The organism is Serratia montpellierensis (genome assembly GCF_020858655.1).
Taxonomy (GTDB): domain Bacteria; phylum Pseudomonadota; class Gammaproteobacteria; order Enterobacterales; family Enterobacteriaceae; genus Serratia; species Serratia montpellierensis.
Genome location: NZ_VOSN01000013.1, coordinates 286,270 through 306,150 on the forward strand (window position 1 = coordinate 286,270; position 19,881 = coordinate 306,150).

Genomic DNA, 19,881 nt, shown 5'->3' on the forward strand with positions numbered 1-19,881 from the left:
AAACCCGTGCCAACTTTTATTTCATTGAAAAACAACAACTCTTTATTTTTGACTCTCTGCGCGCTTGCTGTAGAGTGATTATTTTCACCAAACATTGGCGAATTTCATCATGAACGAACAGCCAGAGAATTTGTTGGGCGAGGCAAACGCCTTTGTCGAAGTCTTGGAGCAAGTCTCCCAGGTTGCCAAGCTGAACAAGCCGGTGCTGGTGATCGGCGAGCGCGGCACCGGCAAGGAGCTGATCGCCCACCGCCTGCACTACCTCTCCAACCGCTGGCAAGGGCCGTTCATCTCGCTTAACTGCGCGGCGCTGAATGAAAACCTGCTGGATTCCGAGCTGTTTGGCCACGAGGCCGGCGCGTTTACCGGTGCGCAGAAACGCCATCTGGGGCGCTTCGAGCGCGCCGACGGCGGCACGCTGTTCCTCGATGAGCTGGCGACCGCACCGATGCTGGTGCAGGAGAAATTGCTGCGGGTGATCGAATACGGTCAGTTGGAGCGCGTGGGCGGCAGCCAGCCGCTGCGGGTGGATGTGCGCCTGGTGTGCGCCACCAACGACGATCTGCCGGCGCTGGCGGCGGCGGGCAAGTTCCGCGCCGATCTGCTGGATCGGCTGGCGTTCGACGTGGTGCAGCTGCCGCCGCTGCGCCAACGCCGGCCCGATATCATGCTGCTGGCCGAGCATTTCGCCATCCAAATGTGCCGCGAGCTGGGGCTGCCGCTGTTTCCCGGCTTTACCGAGCATGCAAGGCGAACGTTGCTCGAGTATGGCTGGCCGGGCAACGTGCGCGAACTGAAAAACGTGGTGGAGCGCTCGGTTTATCGCCACGGGGACAGCGACAGCCCGCTGGACGACATCGTCATCAACCCGTTTGCGCCGCGTGAGGCTGCGCCGGTTGCGTCCGCCCCTGAAGACGCCGGTGCGTTACCGGCGCTGCCGCTGGATTTGAAACACTGGCAGCTCGAGCAGGAGAAAGTCTTGATCGAAGCGGCGCTGCAGCAGGGGCGCTTCAATCAGCGCAAGGCGGCGCAGCTGCTGGGGCTCACCTATCACCAGCTGCGCGGTATGCTGAAAAAGCATGCGCTGCTGCAAAGCGGCGAGCAAGATGAGGATTAGCAACGCAGGGATTGGATGCCGGTCTTTCCCGGCCGTCAGCTATTAACCCCAGATTGAGGGATGTGGCCTGAGAACGGCCGCCTGCAGATGTCGGCCTTTCCCGACGGTCACTTCTATCTGCGGATAGCCCGCCGATGAATCACCTTTATGCAAGATCACAGCGGTATTTTTCCTGCCCGGTAAATGACGCCGAGCGACAACGCGACGCAGACCAGAAAGGCATAGCGCAGACCGACAGTTTCGGATAAGAACCCGATTAACGGCGGCCCGATCAGCGTACCCAGAAAGCCGATGGTCAGCACCGCCGCGATGGCGGCGCTTGGCGCCATGGAAGAAGACCTTGCGGCCGCCCCCGCAACCAGCGGAATAATGGCGCAAATGCCAAGCCCTACCAGAAAAAAACCGATTATCGACGTCACTAAACCCGGTAACCAGGTCGTCAGCGTCATGCCGGTGAACGCCAGCATCCCGCCCCACTGCAACGTTCTTCTCACTCCGATCCACGAACCGGTTCAACATGAGCCGGCCGATCGTCATGGCAGCCATAAATACCGTAAAACCCAGGCCGATGTATTTTCGATCGACCGAGACGACATCCTGAAAATAAACGACGCTCCAGTCATACATGATGCCCTCACAAGCCATTGAGCAGAAAACGATCAGGCCATAGTTGAACAGAGAGCGGTCCGGGATGGCGAAAACGCGCCCGGTCTGTTCCAGCTCCGGTTTGTCGAACAATGCCCGCCGACACAGCAAGACGGACATCAGAGCCACCGCCGCTATGCCCGCAAAGTGCAGCGGCAAGGCGACATCCCGACCGATCATTAACGCCCCGATCCCTGCGCCGACGAACCACGCCACGCCCCATATGCCGTGAAAGAACGGCAACCTCGTTTTACCGCTGACCGCCTCGGCGATACTGGCCTGCATGTTGTTCGAAACATTGACTGCGCTGTAAGCGAACCCGGAGAAAAACAGCAACGCCGCCAGTTGAGGGACCGTCGCGGCGAAGGGCACCAGCAACAAAAGCGTGGCGTTGCTCAGAATAGCCGCGACACCGACCACCCTGCTGCCGAGTTTGGCGATCGCCCATCCCGATATCGGCAGCGACACGACCACTCCGGCCGACATAGCGAACAGGACGGTGCCGAATACGCCGTCAGACAACGCGAGCCCTCCCTTGATCGTCGCCATCCTTGAACTCAAACTGCCGAAACACAGCCCCAGTATGAAAAACATGCTGGATATCGCCAGGTTTTTTTCTTTCATCATCGACATCATGGGCGCCCCCTTATCCGATTAGCGGCCTGGTCAGGCAAAGGCATCAATACCGGTCAGCGATGCCGAAAGCGCCCACAGACGCTGCGCCTGTTCCGGGTCGATCGCGTATTCCTTCACGCCGACCAGCGCCTGACTGTCGTGGGCGGCGATGCCGGCAATATCGCCATCCTCACAGTAGAGGCCCCCCAATCCCTGCAACTGCGGTGAGGTGGCGGCCCACACCTGTGTAGCAGCCCCTTGTTGAGGCGTTTTGAGGGCATCGGGATCGGCCGGATTGCCGTCTTCGTCCATCCAGCCCAGGGCTATCATCTCTGCTCTCGATATGTGCCGCTGCAGCGGCGTGGCGATGCTGCCCGGATGCAGGCTAAATGCGCGGATCCCCCGCGAGCGGCCCAGAAGATCCAACCGGACGGCGAACAGGGCATTCGCCGTCTTCGACTGACCGTACGCCAGCCACTTGTCGTAACCGCGTTCGAACTGCACATCCTCCCAGCGGATCGCCGAATGGTGATGCCCGGCAGAGGAGACGGTGACCACCCGCCCGCCATCGGCAATGCTCGGCCACAGCAAATTGGTCAGCGCATAATGGCCGAGATGGTTGGTGGCGAACTGCCTTTCCCAACCGTGCCCCACCCGCGCCTCTGGGCATGCCATCACCCCGGCGTTGTTGATGACGATATCCGCCCGTAGACTCGATGCGGTAAAGTCTGCGGCGAAACGACGCACGCTGTTCAAATCGGCGAGATCGAGTTCGGCGATCTCGACGCCGGCGCTCTGCCCTAACACCGCTTTGGCTGCCGCCGGTGCCCGGCAAGCGACGATGACCCGTGCGCCGGCGTCGGCCAGCGCCAGCGTCGTCTCCAGACCGAGGCCTGAATGGCCACCGGTGACGATGGCCAACGTGCCTGACAGATCCTGGCCCGCGAGCACCTCGCCGGCGGTCGTTTTGGGCCCGAATCCTGACTTGATGGGGGTTTGTTGGGTAATCACAGGCATTCTCCTCACGGTTAACAGTGGCCGGCCAAACGCAGCCGGCGCGTCGATGAGAAGGAGTATGAAATTCCGTCACGGGACTGTGAATGCATGAAACTCCGAACTTCTGTCGAGATCGTCCAGGTTACGCGGCAAAAAAAGAAGAGAGCGGATCATGGCGGCTAGCCGGACGAGGTTTCCGGTCTGAGACAGACAAAAAAAAGCCAGCACCCGAGCTGGCTTAAAAAACACTGGAAGCAATGTGAGCAATGTCGTGCCTTCCACATCAGAGCCGCAAACTGTGGCCTTCCGTGAACTGCCAGGCGATGATAATAGTTATCAGTATCGTCTGTAAAGCACTTTGTTGAGAATTTTTCTCATTACCACACGAAGATTGCGCAATTACCACTCAGGGAACGGGTCTGCCATGTCCAGCCAATAGTCCACGCCGGCGGCCATTTCATCGTCGCTCAGCAGGCAGTCGTCCAGCAGACGCGTGATCGCCGCCTGCTGCAAATGCTGGCCGATAAACACCAGCTCCTGGCGCATGTCGCCGAACGGCTCCACCCATTTCTCCTGAATATGCGCCCGCGTTTCGGGATCCTGCGGCCAGTTGTCTTGCGGGATGGCGCGCCAAAAGGTGCCCGCGAGGCCGTAGTGGGCGATGCCCCCTGCCTGGCTCCACTGCCCGGCCTGCCGCGGCCGCGTTGCCAACCAGAAAAAGCCCTTCGACCGCAGCAGTTTGCCGCCGCCCCAGTCGCCGTTGATCACGCGGTAAAACTTGTCCGGCGCAAACGGCCGCCGCGCCTGATAGACGAAGCTGCTGATGCCGTAGTTTTCCGTTTCCGGCACGTGTTCGCCGCGCAGCTCTTTCAGCCAGCCGGGCGCCTGCTGCGCCTTTTCAAAGCTGAAGCTGCCGGTATTCAGCACCGCCTCCAGCGGCAGTTTGCCCGGCGCGATCGGCACAATGCGGGCGTCGGGGTTCAGGCTGCCCAGCAGCGCCATCACTTCGCCCTGCTGGGTTGGCGTCAACAGATCGGTCTTGCTGACCAGGATCACGTCGCAGAATTCAATTTGCTCAATCAGCAGATCCGCCACGCTGCGCAGATCGTCCTCGCCCAGGCTTTGACCGGCCTCCTGCAGGCTTTGTGCCTGCTGGTACTGCTGGATGAAATTCACCCCGTCGACCACCGTCACCAGGGTATCCAGCCGGGCGAACTGCGACAGGCTTTCCCCTTCTTCATCTTCGAAGGTAAAGGTTTCCGCCACCGGCAGTGGCTCGGAGATGCCGCTCGATTCGATCAGCAGATAATCGAAACGCCCGTCCTGAGCAAGCTCGCGCACCGACACCAGCAGATCTTCGCGTAGCGTGCAGCAGATGCAGCCGTTGCTCATCTCCACCAGCTTCTCCTGCTGGCGATCGAGGCGCACTTCATTCTCCACCAGCGCGGCGTCGATGTTCACCTCGCTCATGTCATTGACAATCACCGCCACGCGCATGCCCTGCCGGTTGTTCAGAATGTGGTTCAGCACCGTGGTCTTGCCGGCACCGAGAAAGCCGGAAAGCACCGTCACGGGAAGTTGTTTCATGGGAGCCTCATTAAAATTCATTGCGTAATGCCTGATAACCGCGCACCAGCTCGACGTTGGTGGCGGCCACTTCTTCTGAAAACTGCAGCGCACCGCGATCGACCTGGCGATAGCGCGACAGGTCGCTGTCCGGCCCCACGCGCTCGGTCGAGGGGATATAGCGGTTTTCCGGCAGCGTCACGCCGTCCACCACCGCGTTGTAACGCACCACGCAGCCGGACTGGATGTGGCAGTTGAACAGCACGCTGTTGAAACCGATAAACACCCGATCGTCGATGCGACATGGGCCGTGGACGATGGCGCGGTGGGCGATCGAGCTGTAACGGCCGATAGTCACCGCTGCCCCACTCTTGGAGTGGATCACCACGCCGTCCTGAATATTGGAATGCGAGCCGATGACGATCGGCTCCATGTCGCCGGCGGCGTTCAACTCGTCGGCGCGGATCACCGCATACGGACCGACGTAGACGAAATCTTCGACGATCACCCGGCCGCAAATAATGGCGGTGGGATCGATGTAGGCCAGCGGCGAGACCTGCGGCAGATGCCCGCTGGGATTTTTACGCAGCATGATTCTCTCCCCGCCAGCTCAGCTCCGCCACCGCATTGTGGGCATGCAGGCTCTCCTGATGCTCGACGCGCAGCGAGAAAGCGCGGTAATCGCACTGGCTGCGCAGCATGCGATACAGACGCCGTGCCGCATCTTCACAAAACATCAGGTTCTGACCGTTGGCCAGCGCGAAGGCCTGCTCGTCACGGCGTTTCACCAGCGTTTGTACTGGCGTGCCCAGCGCGTGTTCGATGCGGTCGATCAATTTCACCGGTTCGAACGCCCGTTCATTCTCGGGCGTCACGGTGATCCAGGCCCAGCTGCGCTGGCTGTGGGGGGTAGCCGGCATCCCCTGTTCCAGCAACCACTCGCTCACCTGCCGCTGGCTGACCCGCTCCGCCGCCTGTTCGAAATCAAACTGGAACTGTTGTTGCGCCAGTTGGCGGCTGAGCGCCGCAGAACTCGGGCAGGTAGAGGAATAAGGTACGCCGACGGTCAGCGCCAGCGTCAGCGTGTCCGTCAGGGTGGCCTCGATGCGCAGCGGGTAAGCCTTCCAGCCGCGCTGCGGCGACAGCAACGCCGCGCGCGACAACAGCAGCTCGCCGCTGAGCGTCAGGCTGGCGCGATCGCTGTGTTCCGGCTGTGAATCCAGAAAGGCTTGCAGCGTTCGGCCGATGCGCTGCGGCGTCAGCTCGCCCTGCGTCAATTCGTCCAGCGCCAGATACAGGCGCGACATGTGAATACCGCGTTCGCCCGCCGCTTCGGCGCGCAGGTTGATGCCGGCGTCGACTTTGGCCATCAGTGGCTTGCCGGCCAGTTCCAGCGGCAGTGCGATCCCTTGCATCCCGACCCAATCGAGCCCGACATCACTCATTTCGCCGCGCCATGCCTGAGCATCCGGCAGCGAACGGCGTGGTGGAAGTGCAACTTCGTTCATACATCCCCTTGCGTTATTGTGACTTTGCCGGGGAACGGTAACATGATTTTGTTATGTTATAACATATCAAATAAGATTTTTTTCACGCCGTTGAGCGGCCTGATTAATCAAGTCGCAGAAAACTCAGCGATTTTGCTCAATGGATTGGGCTGCTGGTCAGAGTGCGATACACTAATGCTATTGCTGATTAACCCATGAGCCTCTATGCGTGGTTTACCCCTTTGGATAGTGTCGTTGTGCCTGACGGGCTCTGCCCTGGCCGCGACAACACCGCCCGCACCCACCGCGGCGCCGCTGCCGGACATTCGCCAGAGCGGCTTTGTCTATTGCGTCAGCGGCATACTCAATACCTTTAACCCGCAAATGGCCAGCAGCGGCCTGACGGTGGATACCCTGGCCGCCCAGCTGTACGATCGCCTGCTCGATGTCGATCCGTACACCTACCGGCTGATCCCCGAACTGGCGCAAAGCTGGGAAGTGCTGGACAACGGCGCTACCTACCGCTTCCACCTGCGCAAGGACGTCCCGTTCCAGACCACCGCCTGGTTTACGCCCACCCGCAAGATGAACGCCGACGACGTGGTGTTCAGCTTCGCGCGCGTATTCGACCAAAAACACCCGTATCACGACGTCAACGGCGGCGAATACCCCTATTTCGACAGCCTGCAGTTCGGCGATTCGGTGCAGAGCGTGAGAAAGCTCGACGACTACACGGTGGAGATCCGCCTACAGTCGCCGGACGCCTCGTTCCTGTGGCACCTGGCGACCCACTACGCGCCGGTGCTGTCCGCCGAATACGCCGACACGCTGACGCGCGAAGGCCATCAGGAGTTGATCGACCGCGAGCCGGTCGGCAGCGGCCCGTTCCTGCTCAACGAATACCGCTCGGGGCAATATATTCGCCTGGCGCGCAACGCCGCCTACTGGAAAGGCCTGCCGCGCATGCCGCAGGTGGTGATCGATCTGGGCGCCGGCGGCACCGGTCGCCTCTCCAAGCTGTTGACCGGCGAGTGCGACGTCCTGGCCTATCCGGCGGCCAGCCAGCTGTCTATCTTGCGCGACGATCCGCGCCTGCGCCTGACGCTGCGCCCGGGGATGAACATCGCCTACCTGGCGTTCAACACCCGCAAACCGCCGCTCGACAACCTCAATGTGCGCCAGGCGATCTCGCTGGCGATCAACAACCAGCGGTTGATGCAGTCGATCTATTACGGCACGGCGGAAACCGCTGCTTCGATCCTGCCGCGCGCCTCCTGGGCCTATGACAACGACGCGCACGTTACCGAATACGATCCGGCCAAATCGCGCGAAATGCTGCGGCAGGCCGGCGTCGGCCAGCTGAACCTGAAGCTGTGGGTACCGACCGCCTCGCAATCTTACAACCCGAGCCCGCTGAAGACCGCCGAGCTGATCCAGGCCGATCTTGGCCAGGTGGGCATCAACGTCACCATCGTGCCGGTAGAGGGCCGCTTCCAGGAGGCGCGCCTGATGGAAATGAACCACGATCTGACCCTGACCGGCTGGGCCACCGACAGCAACGACCCGGACAGCTTCTTCCGACCGCTGCTGAGCTGCGCGGCAATCCGTTCGCAAACCAACTATGCTCACTGGTGTGACCCGGGCTTTGACGAGGTGCTGCAGAACGCCCTGTTGTCGCAGCAGCTGTCTCAGCGCATCGACAACTACCGCAAGGCGCAGAAAATCCTCGAGCAGCAACTGCCGGTGCTGCCGCTGGCCTCTTCTTTGCGTCTGCAGGCCTACCGCTACGACATCAAGGGATTGGTGCTGAGCCCGTTCGGCAACGCCTCGTTCGCCGGGGTGTACCGTGAATCCGCGCCGGAGGTGAACAAGTGATTATCTTTACCCTGCGCCGCATTCTGCTGCTGCTGATCACGCTGTTCTTCCTGACGCTGGTCAGCTTCAGCCTGAGCTATTTCACGCCGCGCGCGCCGCTGAACGGCGCCGCCCTGTTGGATGCCTATCAGTTCTACTTTGTCAGCCTGCTCCATTGGGACTTCGGCGTCTCCAGCATCAACGGCCAGGCGATCAGCGAACAACTGCGCGAAGTGTTCCCGGCCACCATGGAGCTATGCCTGCTGGCGTTCGCCCTGGCGCTGTTTATCGGCATTCCGCTGGGCATCATCGCCGGCGTGCTGCGCGGCAAGTGGCAGGACACCGCCATCAGCACCTTCGCGCTGTTGGGCTTCTCGATGCCGGTGTTCTGGCTGGCGCTGCTGCTGATGCTGTTCTTCTCGCTGCACCTGGGCTGGCTGCCGGTTTCCGGCCGTTTCGACCTGCTGTATCAGGTGAAGCCGATCACCGGTTTCGCGCTGATCGACGCCTGGCTGTCGGACTCGCCGTACCGCGCCGAGATGATCGGCAGCGCCCTGCGCCACATGATCCTGCCGATCGCCGCGCTGGCGGTGGCGCCCACCACCGAAGTGGTGCGCCTGATGCGCATCAGCACCGACGATGTGCTGAGTCAAAACTACATCAAGGCCGCCGCCACCCGCGGCCTGTCGCGCTTTACCATCATTCGCCGCCACGTGTTGCACAATGCGCTGCCGCCAATCGTGCCCAAGCTGGGGCTGCAGTTCTCCACCATGCTCACGCTGGCGATGATCACCGAAGTGGTGTTCAGCTGGCCGGGCCTCGGCCGGTGGCTGATCAACGCCATTCGCCAACAGGACTATGCGGCGATCTCCGCCGGCGTCATGGTGGTTGGCACGCTGGTGATCACCATTAACGTCCTGGCCGACATTCTGGGTGCGGCAACCAACCCGCTGAAACATAAGGAATGGTATGCCCTTCGATAACGTATACCGCGAGAAAAAGATGCCGAGTCCGCTGCGCTACACCTGGCGGATTTTCTACGGCGACGCGCTGGCGATGATCGGTTTTTACGGGGTGATCGCCCTGCTGCTGCTGTCGCTGTTCGGCAGCCTGCTGGCGCCCTACGCGCTGGATCAACAGTTCCTCGGCTATCAGCTGCTGCCGCCGTCCTGGTCACGCTACGGCAACGTGTCGTTCTTTCTCGGCACCGACGATCTCGGCCGCGACATCCTCAGCCGTCTGTTGACCGGCACCGCCGCCACCTTTGGCTCGGCGCTGGCGGTGACGCTGGCCGCGGCGTTCTGCGGGGTGATCCTCGGCGTGTTCGCCGGCGTCACCCACGGGCTGCGCTCGGCGGTGCTCAACCACATTCTCGATACCCTGCTGTCGATTCCCTCGCTGCTGCTGGCGATCGTGGTGGTGGCGTTTATCGGCCCCAAACTTGAACACGCCATGCTGGCGGTATGGCTCGCCTTGCTGCCGCGCATGGTGCGCACCATCTACAGCGCGGTGCACGACGAGCTGGAAAAAGAATACGTGGTGGCGGCGCGGCTCGACGGCGCTTCCACGCTGCAGATCCTGTGGTACGCAGTGATGCCGAACATTGCGGCGGTGCTGGTGACCGAGTTCACCCGCGCGCTGTCGATGGCCATTTTGGATATCGCCGCGCTCGGCTTCCTCGATCTCGGCGCGCAGCTGCCTTCGCCGGAATGGGGAGCGATGCTCGGCGATTCGCTCGAGCTGGTGTACGTCGCGCCCTGGACGGTGATGCTGCCCGGCGCGGCCATCCTCGTCAGCGTGCTGCTGGTTAACCTGTTAGGCGACGGTATGCGCCGCGCAATCAATGCCGGGGTGGAATAATGCCGTTACTCGATATCCGCAATCTGACGATTGAATTTATGACCGCCGAAGGGCCGGTCAAGGCGGTCGATCGCGTCAGCATGACGCTGACCGAGGGCGAGGTGCGCGGCCTGGTGGGTGAATCGGGCTCAGGCAAGAGCCTGATCGCCAAAGCCATCTGCGGGGTAACCAAAGACAACTGGCGCGTCACCGCCGATCGTTTTCGCTTCGACGACATCGATCTGCTACAGCTGAGTCCGCGCGAGCGGCGCAGGCTGGTGGGCCACAACGTTTCGATGATCTTCCAGGAGCCTCAGTCCTGTCTGGATCCTTCCGAAAGCATCGGCCGCCAGCTGGCGCAGGCCATCCCGGGCTGGACCTACAAGGGCCGCTGGTGGCAGCGCTTCAACTGGCGCAAACGCCGCGCCATCGAACTGCTGCACCGCGTCGGCATCAAGGATCACGACGACATCATGGGCAGCTTCCCGTACGAGCTGACCGAGGGCGAGTGCCAGAAGGTGATGATCGCCATCGCGCTGGCCAACCAGCCGCGCCTGCTGATCGCCGATGAGCCGACCAACGCCATGGAGCCGACCACCCAGGCGCAGATTTTCCGCCTGTTGGCGCGTCTCAATCAGAACAACAACACCACCATTTTGCTGATCAGCCACGATTTGCAGATGATGAGCAAGTGGGCCGACCGGGTGAACGTCTTGTACTGCGGGCAAACGGTGGAAAGCGCCCAGTGCGAAGAGTTGCTGGCGGCGCCGCACCATCCTTACACCCAGGCGTTGATCCGCGCCATGCCAGACTTCGGCCGCTCGCTGCCGCACAAGAGCCGGTTGAACACGCTGCCGGGCGCCATTCCTTCGCTGGAACACCTGCCGATCGGCTGCCGTCTGGGGCCGCGCTGCCCTTACGCGCAGAAGAAGTGCATCGAAACGCCGCGCCTGCGTCCGGTCAAAAACCACTTCTTCGCCTGCCACTTCCCGCTGAACATGGAGGAGCAATAACATGGAAACGCTGTTGGAAGTGCGCAACCTGAGCAAAACCTACCGCTACCGCACCGGGCTGTTCCGCCGCCAGCACGTCGAGGCGGTGAAATCGGTCAGCTTTACCCTGCGCGAAGGCCAGACGCTGGCGGTGATCGGCGAGAACGGCTCCGGCAAATCCACGCTGGCGAAGATGCTCTCCGGCATGGTGGAACCGACCGCCGGCGAACTGCTGATCGACGATCACCCGCTGGAATTCGGCGATTATCGCTACCGCAGCCAGCGCATTCGCATGATTTTTCAGGATCCGAGCACCTCGCTCAACCCACGCCAGCGCATCGGCCAGCTGCTTGACGCGCCGCTGCGGCTGAACACCAGTCTGGAGCCCGCCGAGCGCGAGCAGCGCATCAACCAGACGCTGCGCCAGGTCGGCATGCTGCCGGATCACGCCTTCTACTATCCGCACATGCTGGCTTCCGGGCAGAAACAGCGCGTCGCGCTGGCCCGTGCGTTGATCCTGCAGCCGAAAGTGATCGTCGCCGATGAGGCGCTGGCCTCGCTGGACATGTCGATGCGCTCGCAAATCATCAACCTGATGCTGGAGCTGCAAGAAAAGCACGGTATTTCCTATATCTATGTCACCCAACACCTCGGCATGATGAAGCATATCAGCGACCAGGTGCTGGTGATGCACGAAGGGGAAATCGTCGAACGCGGCAGCACCGCCGAGGTGTTGGCGGCGCCGCTGCACGAATTGACCAAGCGCCTTATCGCCAGCCACTTCGGCGAGGCGCTGACCGCCGACGCCTGGCGACGCGACGGCGGCCGTTTTTGAGCCCCATCCTGGCCGGCAACACACCCGCTGCGGCGGGTTTTTTATTGCCGTACACGCCTGCCGTTTAGCAAGAAAGCGCACATACAAATTACATTCTTGTTATATATCCTTATATTTTATTCCTTTCAGTTATTGATTAGTCCGTAACATTATTTTATCTCGCCAGGGCGATCGGTGAGGATATCCCCTACGTTGCGCTTCTCATACGACAGGATATCGCACTGATGAACAGCATTCGCCATCGCCGCCTCACGCAGTTTCTGCTCACCCTGGCAGCCGGTTTCTCTGTTTACGGCCACGCCCTGTGCTGTGATGAGCTGCGCTAAATCCGCCTTTCGCCCCACCTGCGGGCATGTTGCCTCTTTGTCCAGCCGCCGCTGCCGTACGCAGCGGTGGCTGCTGATCATGATTAAGGATTGACCCTATGGAACGACTCCGTCGACAACATAACGCCCAGTGGTATCACGAAACCCAAAGCAGCGTGAGGGGTGATACGCCTTTGGAGCCGCAGGCGGCCACCCTGCGCGATCGTTTTTTGCTGGGGCTGGGTGCCTTCGCCGATGAAGCGTTAAACAGTGCGCTCAGCGCCCGCTCCGGAGTGTTCAGCGCCTCGTTGGCCGGTTACCATGCCCTGTTTCCCGACCAGGTGCCGCTATCACGATACGTGACGCTGTCACCCTACGATCGCCTCAGCACCGCGTTGACCGTCGCTCAGGTGACGGGCGTGCAGTCGCTCTGTAGCCACTACGCCGCCCGCCTCGCCCCGCTGCATAGCCCTGACGCCTCCCGGGAAAGCAATATACGCCTCGCCCAGATCACCCAATATGCCCGCCAGCTCGCCAGCCAGCCTACGCTGATTTGCCGCAGGGCGCTGCAGCAGCTTGGCGACGTCGGGCTGAGCCCAGCGGATATCGTCACCTTTTCGCAAATCATCGGTTTTGTCAGCTACCAAGCGCGCGTGGTGGCGGGCGTAGCGGCGTTGGCCGGCCGACCGGCGGTGGTAGTGCCCGGTTTCCCGAACGTCGAAGACGCCGATGGCGTCGCTTTCAGTGCCGAAGAGTTGAGCTGGACTGCGCGACTGCCGCCAATCGACACGGAAGCCGCCGCCGCCGAACAGCTTGACGTGCTGGATCAGAGCCACCCGCAGGCGCGCGCCGAATCTTATTACCTGCTGTTGGCGCACGATGCCGCCGCCCTGCGCGAGCGCAACGGGGTGTTCAATGGCATCAATGCCGAAGGGTATGGGTTATCGAGCCGCCTGAAGGCGCTGGCGACGCTGGTGGTTTCGCGCATCAACGGCAGCCGTTACTGCGCGGCCACGGTGGCGCATGAATTGCAGGATGACGGATTGGTACAGACGCTGTTCACCGGGCTGACTCAGGGATTGGCCTCTACCGAGGATACGGTCAAACGCGCGGTAATCCACACTGCCGCCGAGCTGACGCGCGCACCGGAAAAATTCACCCCACAGAGCGTGCAGCCATTGTTCAACAGCGGCCTGAATCAGGCACAGGCGCTGGAAGTGATCCTCACCGCCGCGCTCTATGCCTGGGAAAATCGCCTGCGCCAAACGCTGGGCGATGCCGAACCTTTCATCGCCGCCGACTGAAGACCGCTACGCGGCCTTATTAGCGGCCGCATTACGTCGCGTTTTAGACATTCTGCTGACGCAGCCACTCGCTGGCGGCGTCGAAGAATTTTTGCGCCAACGGCGTGGCGCGCTCCGCCATATCGACCACCACCGCCGCATGACGCGGCATGGCGCCGATGGCCACCGGGCGCCGCTGCAACGCCGGCATCAGCGGGGATTGCAGCTGGCCGCGCGGGAATAGCCCGCAGCCCAGGCCGACGAAAATCCCTTCCAGCAGTTGGAAGATCGACGCGGTCTCAAGCCGTGTGTGCAGCGTCAACCCGGCGTCGCGGAAGTGTTGATCGAGATAACGACGGAAATAACGCGTCGGCTCGGCCAGACACAGCGGCAAGGCGGCCACCGCTTCCAGCGGCATCGGCGTATCGCCCACCAGCTTCGGGAAATGCTGCGGATGAAACACCAGCTCGACGCCGGTTTCCACCAGCGGTTGCGATTGGAAATGCAGCTCCTTCAACGTCGACAGCTCGAAAAAGCCGATGCCGATGTCGACGGTATGCGCCGTCAGCGCCTCCAGCAGCTGATCGGCGCTCAGCACCGCCAGCCGGTAATCGAGATGCGGGTAACGCTCGCTGACCGCCTTGAGCATTTCCGATACCGAGATACTGCACTGCGGCACCACGCCAAGACGCAACGTGCCGTGCAAGCCGTGCTTGAGCGACTCCACCTCCAGCTTCAGCCCCTGGTAAACCGAGACGATCTCACGCGCCCACGCCAACACCCGCTCGCCTTCGGCGGTAAAACCCCCGAAATGGTTGCCGCGGTTAATCAGCGAAACGCCCAGCTCTTTTTCCAGGTTTTTCAATCGCATGGACAGCGTTGGCTGGCTAACGAAGCTGGCCTCCGCCGCCCGGCCGAAGTGGCGTTCCCGTTCTAAATTACACAAATAAATCAGTTGTTTAATATCCATAGCGCGGCTCAATGATCGGCATTCGCGCTCAGTATACCACCGGGCGCCGCCGCCCGCCCGGTGAGTCAGAGTTTGAGCTTCACGTAATCCATCAGGCGCGAGAATGCGCCGCCCTGCGGCACCGCCTGCAGCGCCACCAGCGGCAGGGTTTTCACCACCTGGCCATTGTCGCTGATACGGATCTCACCAACGGTTTGTCCTTTATTCACCGGCGCTTCCAGCCGCGCGACGTTGAGTACATACTGCGCCTTCAGCTTGTCCGCTTCGTTTTTTGGCAGGCTGAGCGACTGCTCTTGCGCGCTACCGACCGGTAACCGATGATTCTCGCCGTACCAGACTGGCTCTTCCCCCAGGCTTTGGCCGGCGCTGAACAGATGTACGGTAGTAAAGTCGCGCAGCCCCCAAGTCAACAGCTTACGCGCCTGCTCCTCACGCCCTTTCGAGCTTTTGCCGCCCATCACCACAGCGATCAGGCGGCGATCCCCTTCGGTGGCGGAGGCAATGATGTTGAAGCCGGCCGAGGCGGTGTGCCCGGTTTTCAACCCATCGACGTGCAGCGTCTTATCCCACAGCAGGCCATTGCGATTCTGCTGCGTGATGCCATTCCAGGTCAGAGACTTCTCGCTGTACATATGGTATTCCGCCGGTTCACTCATGATGATGGCACGGGCAATCACCGCCAGATCGCCGGCGGTGGTAAACTGCCCCGGCGCATCCAGCCCGTGTACCGTTTCGAAATGGGTGTTCTGCAGGCCCAGCTGCGCGCTCTTCTCGTTCATCAGCTTGACGAAGTTGGCCTGGCTGCCCGCCACATAGTCCGCCATCGCCACGCAGGCGTCGTTGCCGGAATCGATGATGATACCGCGGCTGAGATCGCGTACCGTGACCCTGTCACCTGGCTTCAGGAACATCAACGAAGATCCTTTGAACACCGGGTTGCCCTGCGCCCAGGCGTCTTTCCCCACGGTGACGACATCGTCGAGGCCTATCTTGTGCTGATCGAGCGCGTGGTCGATCACCAACCCGGTCATGAGTTTGGTCAGGCTGGCCGGGTTGCGCCGTTCGTCGGCATTGCCGGCAGCCAACACCTGGCCGGTGGTGTAATCCATCAAAACGTAAGAGGCGGCGTCTATCGCCGGTGGGGTCATGGTGGGAAAATGGGGCGTCGTTTCCGCCGCCTGCGCCGCTAAAGGCAGTAATATACCGCCGATCACCACTGATACTGAACGCTTCACGCTGTGTTCCTCAGGCCCGGAGGCTGAATAAAATGCCAATATAATCCGCGGGATAGACTGCATGAATTCACTTTCAGACGAAACCATTACTCTTTTGCAGCGGGTGTCTTTATGCAACCATTTGTTTACGGCACTGCCCGCCGGCGATAGATGCGCTCTATGCCGCCATTGCCTCATTCGATTAGACGCCGTCCCGCAGCGCCCCTAAACTTGTGACATAAATACGCAAGACGCATAAAAAAGCGTTTACTTTTTAGCTACAACCACCTGCGAAGTGTCACCATGAAATTCAAACCGTCAATCAAGCCTTATACCGGCCCGGCGGGCGGCTGGGGTTCGCTTGAAGCCACCACCCGCTTTGTCCTCGACAGCAAACAAACGCTAAAAAACATGCGCAACCTGATGCGCGTCAACAAGGCACGCGGCTTCGACTGCCCCGGTTGCGCCTGGGGCGACGACAACCACAGCACCTTCAGCTTCTGCGAAAACGGCGCCAAAGCGGTCAGTTGGGAAGCGACGCGCAGCGCCGTCGAGCCTGAGTTCTTCGCCGCCCACAGCGTCAGCACCCTGCAGCAGCAGAGCGACTATTTCCTCGAGTATCAGGGTCGCCTGACCCATCCGATGCGCTATAACGCCGAAACCGACCACTATGAGCCTATCCATTGGCCGGACGCGCTGGCGCTGATCGCCAAACACATCAACGGCATGGACAACCCGAGCCAGATCGAGCTGTATACCTCGGGCCGCGCCAGCAACGAAGCGTCGTACCTTTATCAGCTGTTCGGCCGCATGCTCGGCACCAGCAATTTCCCCGACTGCTCCAACATGTGTCACGAAGCGAGCGGCGTCGGGCTGAAGCAGAGCATCGGCGTTGGCAAAGGCACCATCCGCATCGATGACTTCGAAAAGGCCGACGCCATCTTCGTGTTTGGCCAAAACCCCGGCACCAACCACCCGCGCATGCTGCACAGCCTGAAAAACGCCGCCCGACGCGGCGCGCGCATCGTCAGTTTCAACACCCTGCGCGAACGTGGGCTGGAAAGGTTCGCCGATCCGCAGGATCCGGTACAAATGCTGACGCCAAAATCCTCACCGATCAGCTCTTCCTATTACCAACCGAATCTGGGCGGCGATATGGCGGCGGTGCGCGGCATGGTGAAAGCGCTGCTGGAAACCCATCGCCAGCGTCTGGCCGCCGGTGAACCCGCCCTGTTCGACCTGGCATTTATTGAACAGCACAGCGTCGGCGTGGAGGCTTATCTGGCGCAGGTGGACGCGACCGAGTGGCAGACCATTACCGCGCAGTCGGGCCTGAGCGAAGCGCAATTGCGCCAGGCGGCGGCCACCTACCAGGGCGCCGAGCGGGTGATCTGCACCTGGGCGATGGGCGTGACGCAGCATAAACACTCTATTGCGACGGTGCGTGAAATCACCAACCTGCAGCTGCTGTTCGGGCAACTGGGCAAACCCGGCGCCGGCCTGTGTCCGGTGCGCGGCCACAGCAACGTCCAGGGTAACCGCACCATGGGGATCGATGAGAAGTCGCCGAAGGCGCTGCTCGACAGCCTGGAACGTCACTTTAACTTCACCGCCAATCGCGCGCTGGGCCACAACACGGTGGAAGCGATTGAGGCGATGCTGCGCGGCGAAGTGAAAGTGCTGATCGCACTGGGCGGCAACCTGGCCGCCGCGGCGCCGGACACCGAGCGCACCGCCCGCGCCCTGCGCAACTGCGATTTGACGGTGCATATCAGCACCAAACTTAACCGCAGCCATCTGGTGACCGGCAAAGACGCGCTGATCCTGCCGACGCTCGGCCGCACCGAACTGGACATGCAGGCCAGCGGCTCGCAGTACATCACGGTCGAGGATTCATTCAGCATGGTGCACGCCTCGGAAGGCATCGGCAAACCGCTGGCGGAGACCCAACTTTCGGAAACGGCGATCGTCTGCGGCATCGCCGACGCGGTGCTGGGCACGCAACAGCTGGACTGGCTGGAACTGGCCGACGACTATTCGCTGATCCGCGATCATATCGCCGCCACCATTCCCGGCTTCGAGGATTTCAACCGGCGCTGCGACCAGCCCGGCGGTTTCTACCTCGGTAATGCCGCCGCCGAACTGCGCTTCGCCACGCCGAGCGGCAAGGCGGAATTCAGCGCCGCCGCGCTGCCGACCACCCTGTTCCCGCAGCTGGGCGGCGAGCAAGCGCCGTTTACCCTGCAGACGCTGCGCTCGCACGATCAGTACAACACCACCATCTATGGTCTGGATGACCGCTATCGCGGCGTTTACGGCCAACGCGAAGTGCTGTTCATCCATCCGGAGGATCTGGCGGCGTTGGGCCTGCAGGATGGCGAACGGGTAGAGATTGAAACCCTGTGGAACGATGGCGTGGTGCGTAAAGTGGACGGGTTCAAGCTGGTGAGTTACGACATTCCGCGTGGCAACCTGGCGGCCTACTATCCGGAAACTAACCCGCTGGTGCCGCTGGCCAGCTTCGGCGACGGCACCGGTACCCCGACCTCGAAGTCGATTCCGGTGGCGATCCGCCGCAGCGAGCAGCAACCTTCGCTGCGCATCGCCTGAAAATGCGCGCCCGGTTCACGCCGGGCGCGCCAATATTTCCAGGACAGTCTGTAATTCGTCGGACAGCTGATGCCGTCGCCAGACGAAGTACAGATCGCTCACCCCCTCCTCGCCCATTTCCACCACCTTCAGCCCTGGCGCCGGCAAGATCAGCGGCAGCAACGAGCCGGGGACGCAGGCAACGCCGCAACCGGCCTGCACGCAGGCCGCCATCGCGGCATAAGACTCCATTTCCAGCGTCATGCGCGGTTTCAGCCCGCGCGAGGCCAGCCAGTGATCCACCTTCAGGCGAAACGAACATTCGCGGCTGAACGTGTAAAACTCCAGCGGCGCCAGCGTGGCGGCGTCGGGTTCCCCGGCATCGGCCGGCATCAGCAATACCAGCCGTTCATCGAATGCCTTTTGGCTGGCCAATAACGGATGCTCAATCGGGCCGTCGGTGATCGCCAGGTCGAGATCGCTGTCGATCAGCATGCGTTCCAGCACCAGCGAGTCGCGGCTCAGCACGTTGATGTGCAGATGAGGCTGTAAACGGCGCAGCCGCGCAATACGCGCCGGTAAATGGCTGACCAACGAGAAATCCAGCGCCCCGAGGTTCAGCAGCCCATGCTGATGTTCGCCGGCGAACAGCTGCTTGCTGCGCTCCGCCTGCGCCACGATGTCGCGCGCCTGCTGATAGAACAGCCGCCCTTTGGGATTGACGTACAGCCGGTTCTTGTCGCGGAAAAACAGCTCGCCGCCCAGCGACTCCTCCAGCTCGCGCAGCCGCAGCGTGACGTTGGAAGGCACGCAGTGCAACTCGCGCGCGGCGGCGGCGATGGTTTTGCGCTCCACCACGGTGCAGAAAAACTTCAGCTGGCTCAGCTTCATCTATCATTCACTTTTAGTTAGTGTTTTAGTTAAAAACAATCACTTTAGATTAGCATTGATTTCACCTACAGTCTGCCGACACCCTGAGGAGGATCTCTGATGCCACTGAATGACCTACTGACGCTGCCCGGCGTGGCAGCCCAACCGGACGCGGTAACCGACGGTTACGTGTTCAACCACACCATGATCCGCGTGAAGGATCTGACCACCGCGCTGGATTTCTACACCCGCGTGTTGGGTTTTACCCCGGTCTATCTGGAAACGTTCGAAGAAGCCGCCTTCACCATCTGCTACCTGACGCGCAGCCCGCGCGAACAGATCCCGCAGGACGACGACGAGCGCAAACGCTGGGCGCTGAGCCAGCCGGGCATTCTCGAACTGACCCATAACCACGGCACCGAAAATCAGGCGGATTTTCACTACCACAACGGCAACGGCGAGCCGCGCGGCTTTGGCCACCTGTGCGTCACGGTGCCGGACGTGCGCGCCGCCTGCGAGCGTTTTGAGCGCCTGGGCGTTACCTTCCAGAAACGCCTGCACGAAGGCCGCATGAACTACGTGGCGTTCATTCGCGATCCGGACGATTACTGGATTGAAATCCTGCAGCCGACGCCGCTGCAGGACTGATCGCCCCCCGCCCTTCACCCCGGCCTTCGCGCCGGGGTTTTCCATCGATAGCACTT

At 61.4% G+C, this 19,881-nt stretch carries 18 protein-coding genes; 9 read left to right on the forward strand and 9 right to left on the reverse strand.

What is annotated here, in order from left to right; all coding sequences use genetic code 11:
* Positions 1 to 109: 109 nt before the first annotated feature.
* Positions 110 to 1,117: a phage shock protein operon transcriptional activator gene (pspF, locus tag FUU19_RS13170; protein WP_202669569.1), complete on the forward strand. Its 1,008-nt coding sequence runs from the start codon at positions 110 to 112 to the stop codon at positions 1,115 to 1,117.
* Between the two features lie 42 nt (positions 1,118 to 1,159).
* Here pspF and FUU19_RS13175 read toward each other — a convergent pair whose 3' ends face one another.
* The 5 genes from FUU19_RS13175 to folE2 all read right to left on the reverse strand — a co-directional run bounded on the left by FUU19_RS13175 (position 1,160) and on the right by folE2 (position 6,447).
* Positions 1,160 to 2,398 (reverse strand): MFS transporter, encoded by a 1,239-nt coding sequence (locus FUU19_RS13175; RefSeq protein ID WP_202669570.1) that lies wholly within the window; start codon positions 2,396 to 2,398, stop codon positions 1,160 to 1,162.
* Between the two features lie 30 nt (positions 2,399 to 2,428).
* Positions 2,429 to 3,388, reverse strand: a complete 960-nt coding sequence (locus FUU19_RS13180; RefSeq protein WP_202669571.1) for an SDR family NAD(P)-dependent oxidoreductase — start codon at positions 3,386 to 3,388, stop codon at positions 2,429 to 2,431.
* 384 nt (positions 3,389 to 3,772) lie between these two features.
* Positions 3,773 to 4,960, reverse strand: coding sequence for a zinc metallochaperone GTPase ZigA (gene zigA, locus FUU19_RS13185; RefSeq protein WP_197834413.1), 1,188 nt, complete (start codon positions 4,958 to 4,960; stop codon positions 3,773 to 3,775).
* 10 nt (positions 4,961 to 4,970) lie between these two features.
* On the reverse strand, positions 4,971 to 5,531 hold the full coding sequence (locus tag FUU19_RS13190; RefSeq protein ID WP_025303003.1) for an LbetaH domain-containing protein: 561 nt from the start codon (positions 5,529 to 5,531) through the stop codon (positions 4,971 to 4,973).
* Positions 5,521 to 6,447 (reverse strand): GTP cyclohydrolase FolE2, encoded by a 927-nt coding sequence (gene folE2 / locus FUU19_RS13195; RefSeq protein WP_197834412.1) that lies wholly within the window; start codon positions 6,445 to 6,447, stop codon positions 5,521 to 5,523. The genes FUU19_RS13190 and folE2 overlap by 11 nt, the downstream gene beginning before the upstream one ends.
* A gap of 204 nt (positions 6,448 to 6,651) precedes the next feature.
* On the opposite strand from folE2, the gene sapA reads away from it, so the two are divergent.
* Genes sapA through sapF form a run of 5 tightly spaced genes read left to right on the forward strand, consistent with a single transcriptional unit; the run spans position 6,652 to position 11,946 of the window.
* The gene (gene sapA / locus FUU19_RS13200) at positions 6,652 to 8,301 is read left to right on the forward strand and encodes an ABC transporter substrate-binding protein SapA (protein ID WP_141968540.1); all 1,650 of its coding nucleotides are present in this window, start codon (positions 6,652 to 6,654) and stop codon (positions 8,299 to 8,301) included.
* Positions 8,298 to 9,263 (forward strand): putrescine export ABC transporter permease SapB, encoded by a 966-nt coding sequence (gene sapB, locus FUU19_RS13205; protein WP_004930575.1) that lies wholly within the window; start codon positions 8,298 to 8,300, stop codon positions 9,261 to 9,263. The genes sapA and sapB overlap by 4 nt, the downstream gene beginning before the upstream one ends.
* Positions 9,250 to 10,140 (forward strand): putrescine export ABC transporter permease SapC, encoded by an 891-nt coding sequence (sapC, locus tag FUU19_RS13210; protein ID WP_004930580.1) that lies wholly within the window; start codon positions 9,250 to 9,252, stop codon positions 10,138 to 10,140. Before sapB ends, sapC begins: the two co-directional genes overlap by 14 nt.
* On the forward strand, positions 10,140 to 11,132 hold the full coding sequence (gene sapD / locus FUU19_RS13215; RefSeq protein ID WP_019452674.1) for a putrescine export ABC transporter ATP-binding protein SapD: 993 nt from the start codon (positions 10,140 to 10,142) through the stop codon (positions 11,130 to 11,132). The genes sapC and sapD overlap by 1 nt, the downstream gene beginning before the upstream one ends.
* A gap of 1 nt (position 11,133) precedes the next feature.
* Entirely contained in the window at positions 11,134 to 11,946 is an 813-nt protein-coding gene (gene sapF / locus FUU19_RS13220; RefSeq protein ID WP_202669574.1) for a putrescine export ABC transporter ATP-binding protein SapF, read from the forward strand.
* A gap of 149 nt (positions 11,947 to 12,095) precedes the next feature.
* On the opposite strand, the gene FUU19_RS13225 is transcribed toward sapF, so the two are convergent.
* Entirely contained in the window at positions 12,096 to 12,353 is a 258-nt protein-coding gene (locus FUU19_RS13225) for a hypothetical protein (protein ID WP_197834410.1), read from the reverse strand.
* 17 nt (positions 12,354 to 12,370) lie between these two features.
* On the opposite strand from FUU19_RS13225, the gene FUU19_RS13230 reads away from it, so the two are divergent.
* Positions 12,371 to 13,555, forward strand: a complete 1,185-nt coding sequence (locus FUU19_RS13230; RefSeq protein ID WP_197834409.1) for a CMD domain-containing protein — start codon at positions 12,371 to 12,373, stop codon at positions 13,553 to 13,555.
* 43 nt (positions 13,556 to 13,598) lie between these two features.
* Here FUU19_RS13230 and FUU19_RS13235 read toward each other — a convergent pair whose 3' ends face one another.
* Positions 13,599 to 14,504 (reverse strand): LysR family transcriptional regulator, encoded by a 906-nt coding sequence (locus FUU19_RS13235; RefSeq protein ID WP_141968534.1) that lies wholly within the window; start codon positions 14,502 to 14,504, stop codon positions 13,599 to 13,601.
* 65 nt (positions 14,505 to 14,569) lie between these two features.
* Positions 14,570 to 15,739, reverse strand: coding sequence for a serine-type D-Ala-D-Ala carboxypeptidase DacD (gene dacD, locus FUU19_RS13240; RefSeq protein ID WP_230489907.1), 1,170 nt, complete (start codon positions 15,737 to 15,739; stop codon positions 14,570 to 14,572).
* Between the two features lie 282 nt (positions 15,740 to 16,021).
* Between dacD and FUU19_RS13245 the strand changes: the two genes are divergently transcribed.
* Positions 16,022 to 18,328, forward strand: a complete 2,307-nt coding sequence (locus FUU19_RS13245; RefSeq protein ID WP_230489908.1) for an FdhF/YdeP family oxidoreductase — start codon at positions 16,022 to 16,024, stop codon at positions 18,326 to 18,328.
* Between the two features lie 15 nt (positions 18,329 to 18,343).
* On the opposite strand, the gene FUU19_RS13250 is transcribed toward FUU19_RS13245, so the two are convergent.
* A complete protein-coding gene (locus FUU19_RS13250) occupies positions 18,344 to 19,198 on the reverse strand; it encodes a LysR family transcriptional regulator (protein ID WP_197834408.1) in 855 nt (284 codons plus the stop codon).
* Positions 19,199 to 19,297: 99 nt separating this feature from the next.
* Between FUU19_RS13250 and gloA the strand changes: the two genes are divergently transcribed.
* Positions 19,298 to 19,825 carry a lactoylglutathione lyase gene (gene gloA, locus FUU19_RS13255; protein WP_141968526.1) on the forward strand — a complete coding sequence of 176 codons (528 nt, stop codon included), beginning with the start codon at positions 19,298 to 19,300 and terminating at the stop codon, positions 19,823 to 19,825.
* Positions 19,826 to 19,881 lie beyond the last annotated feature (56 nt).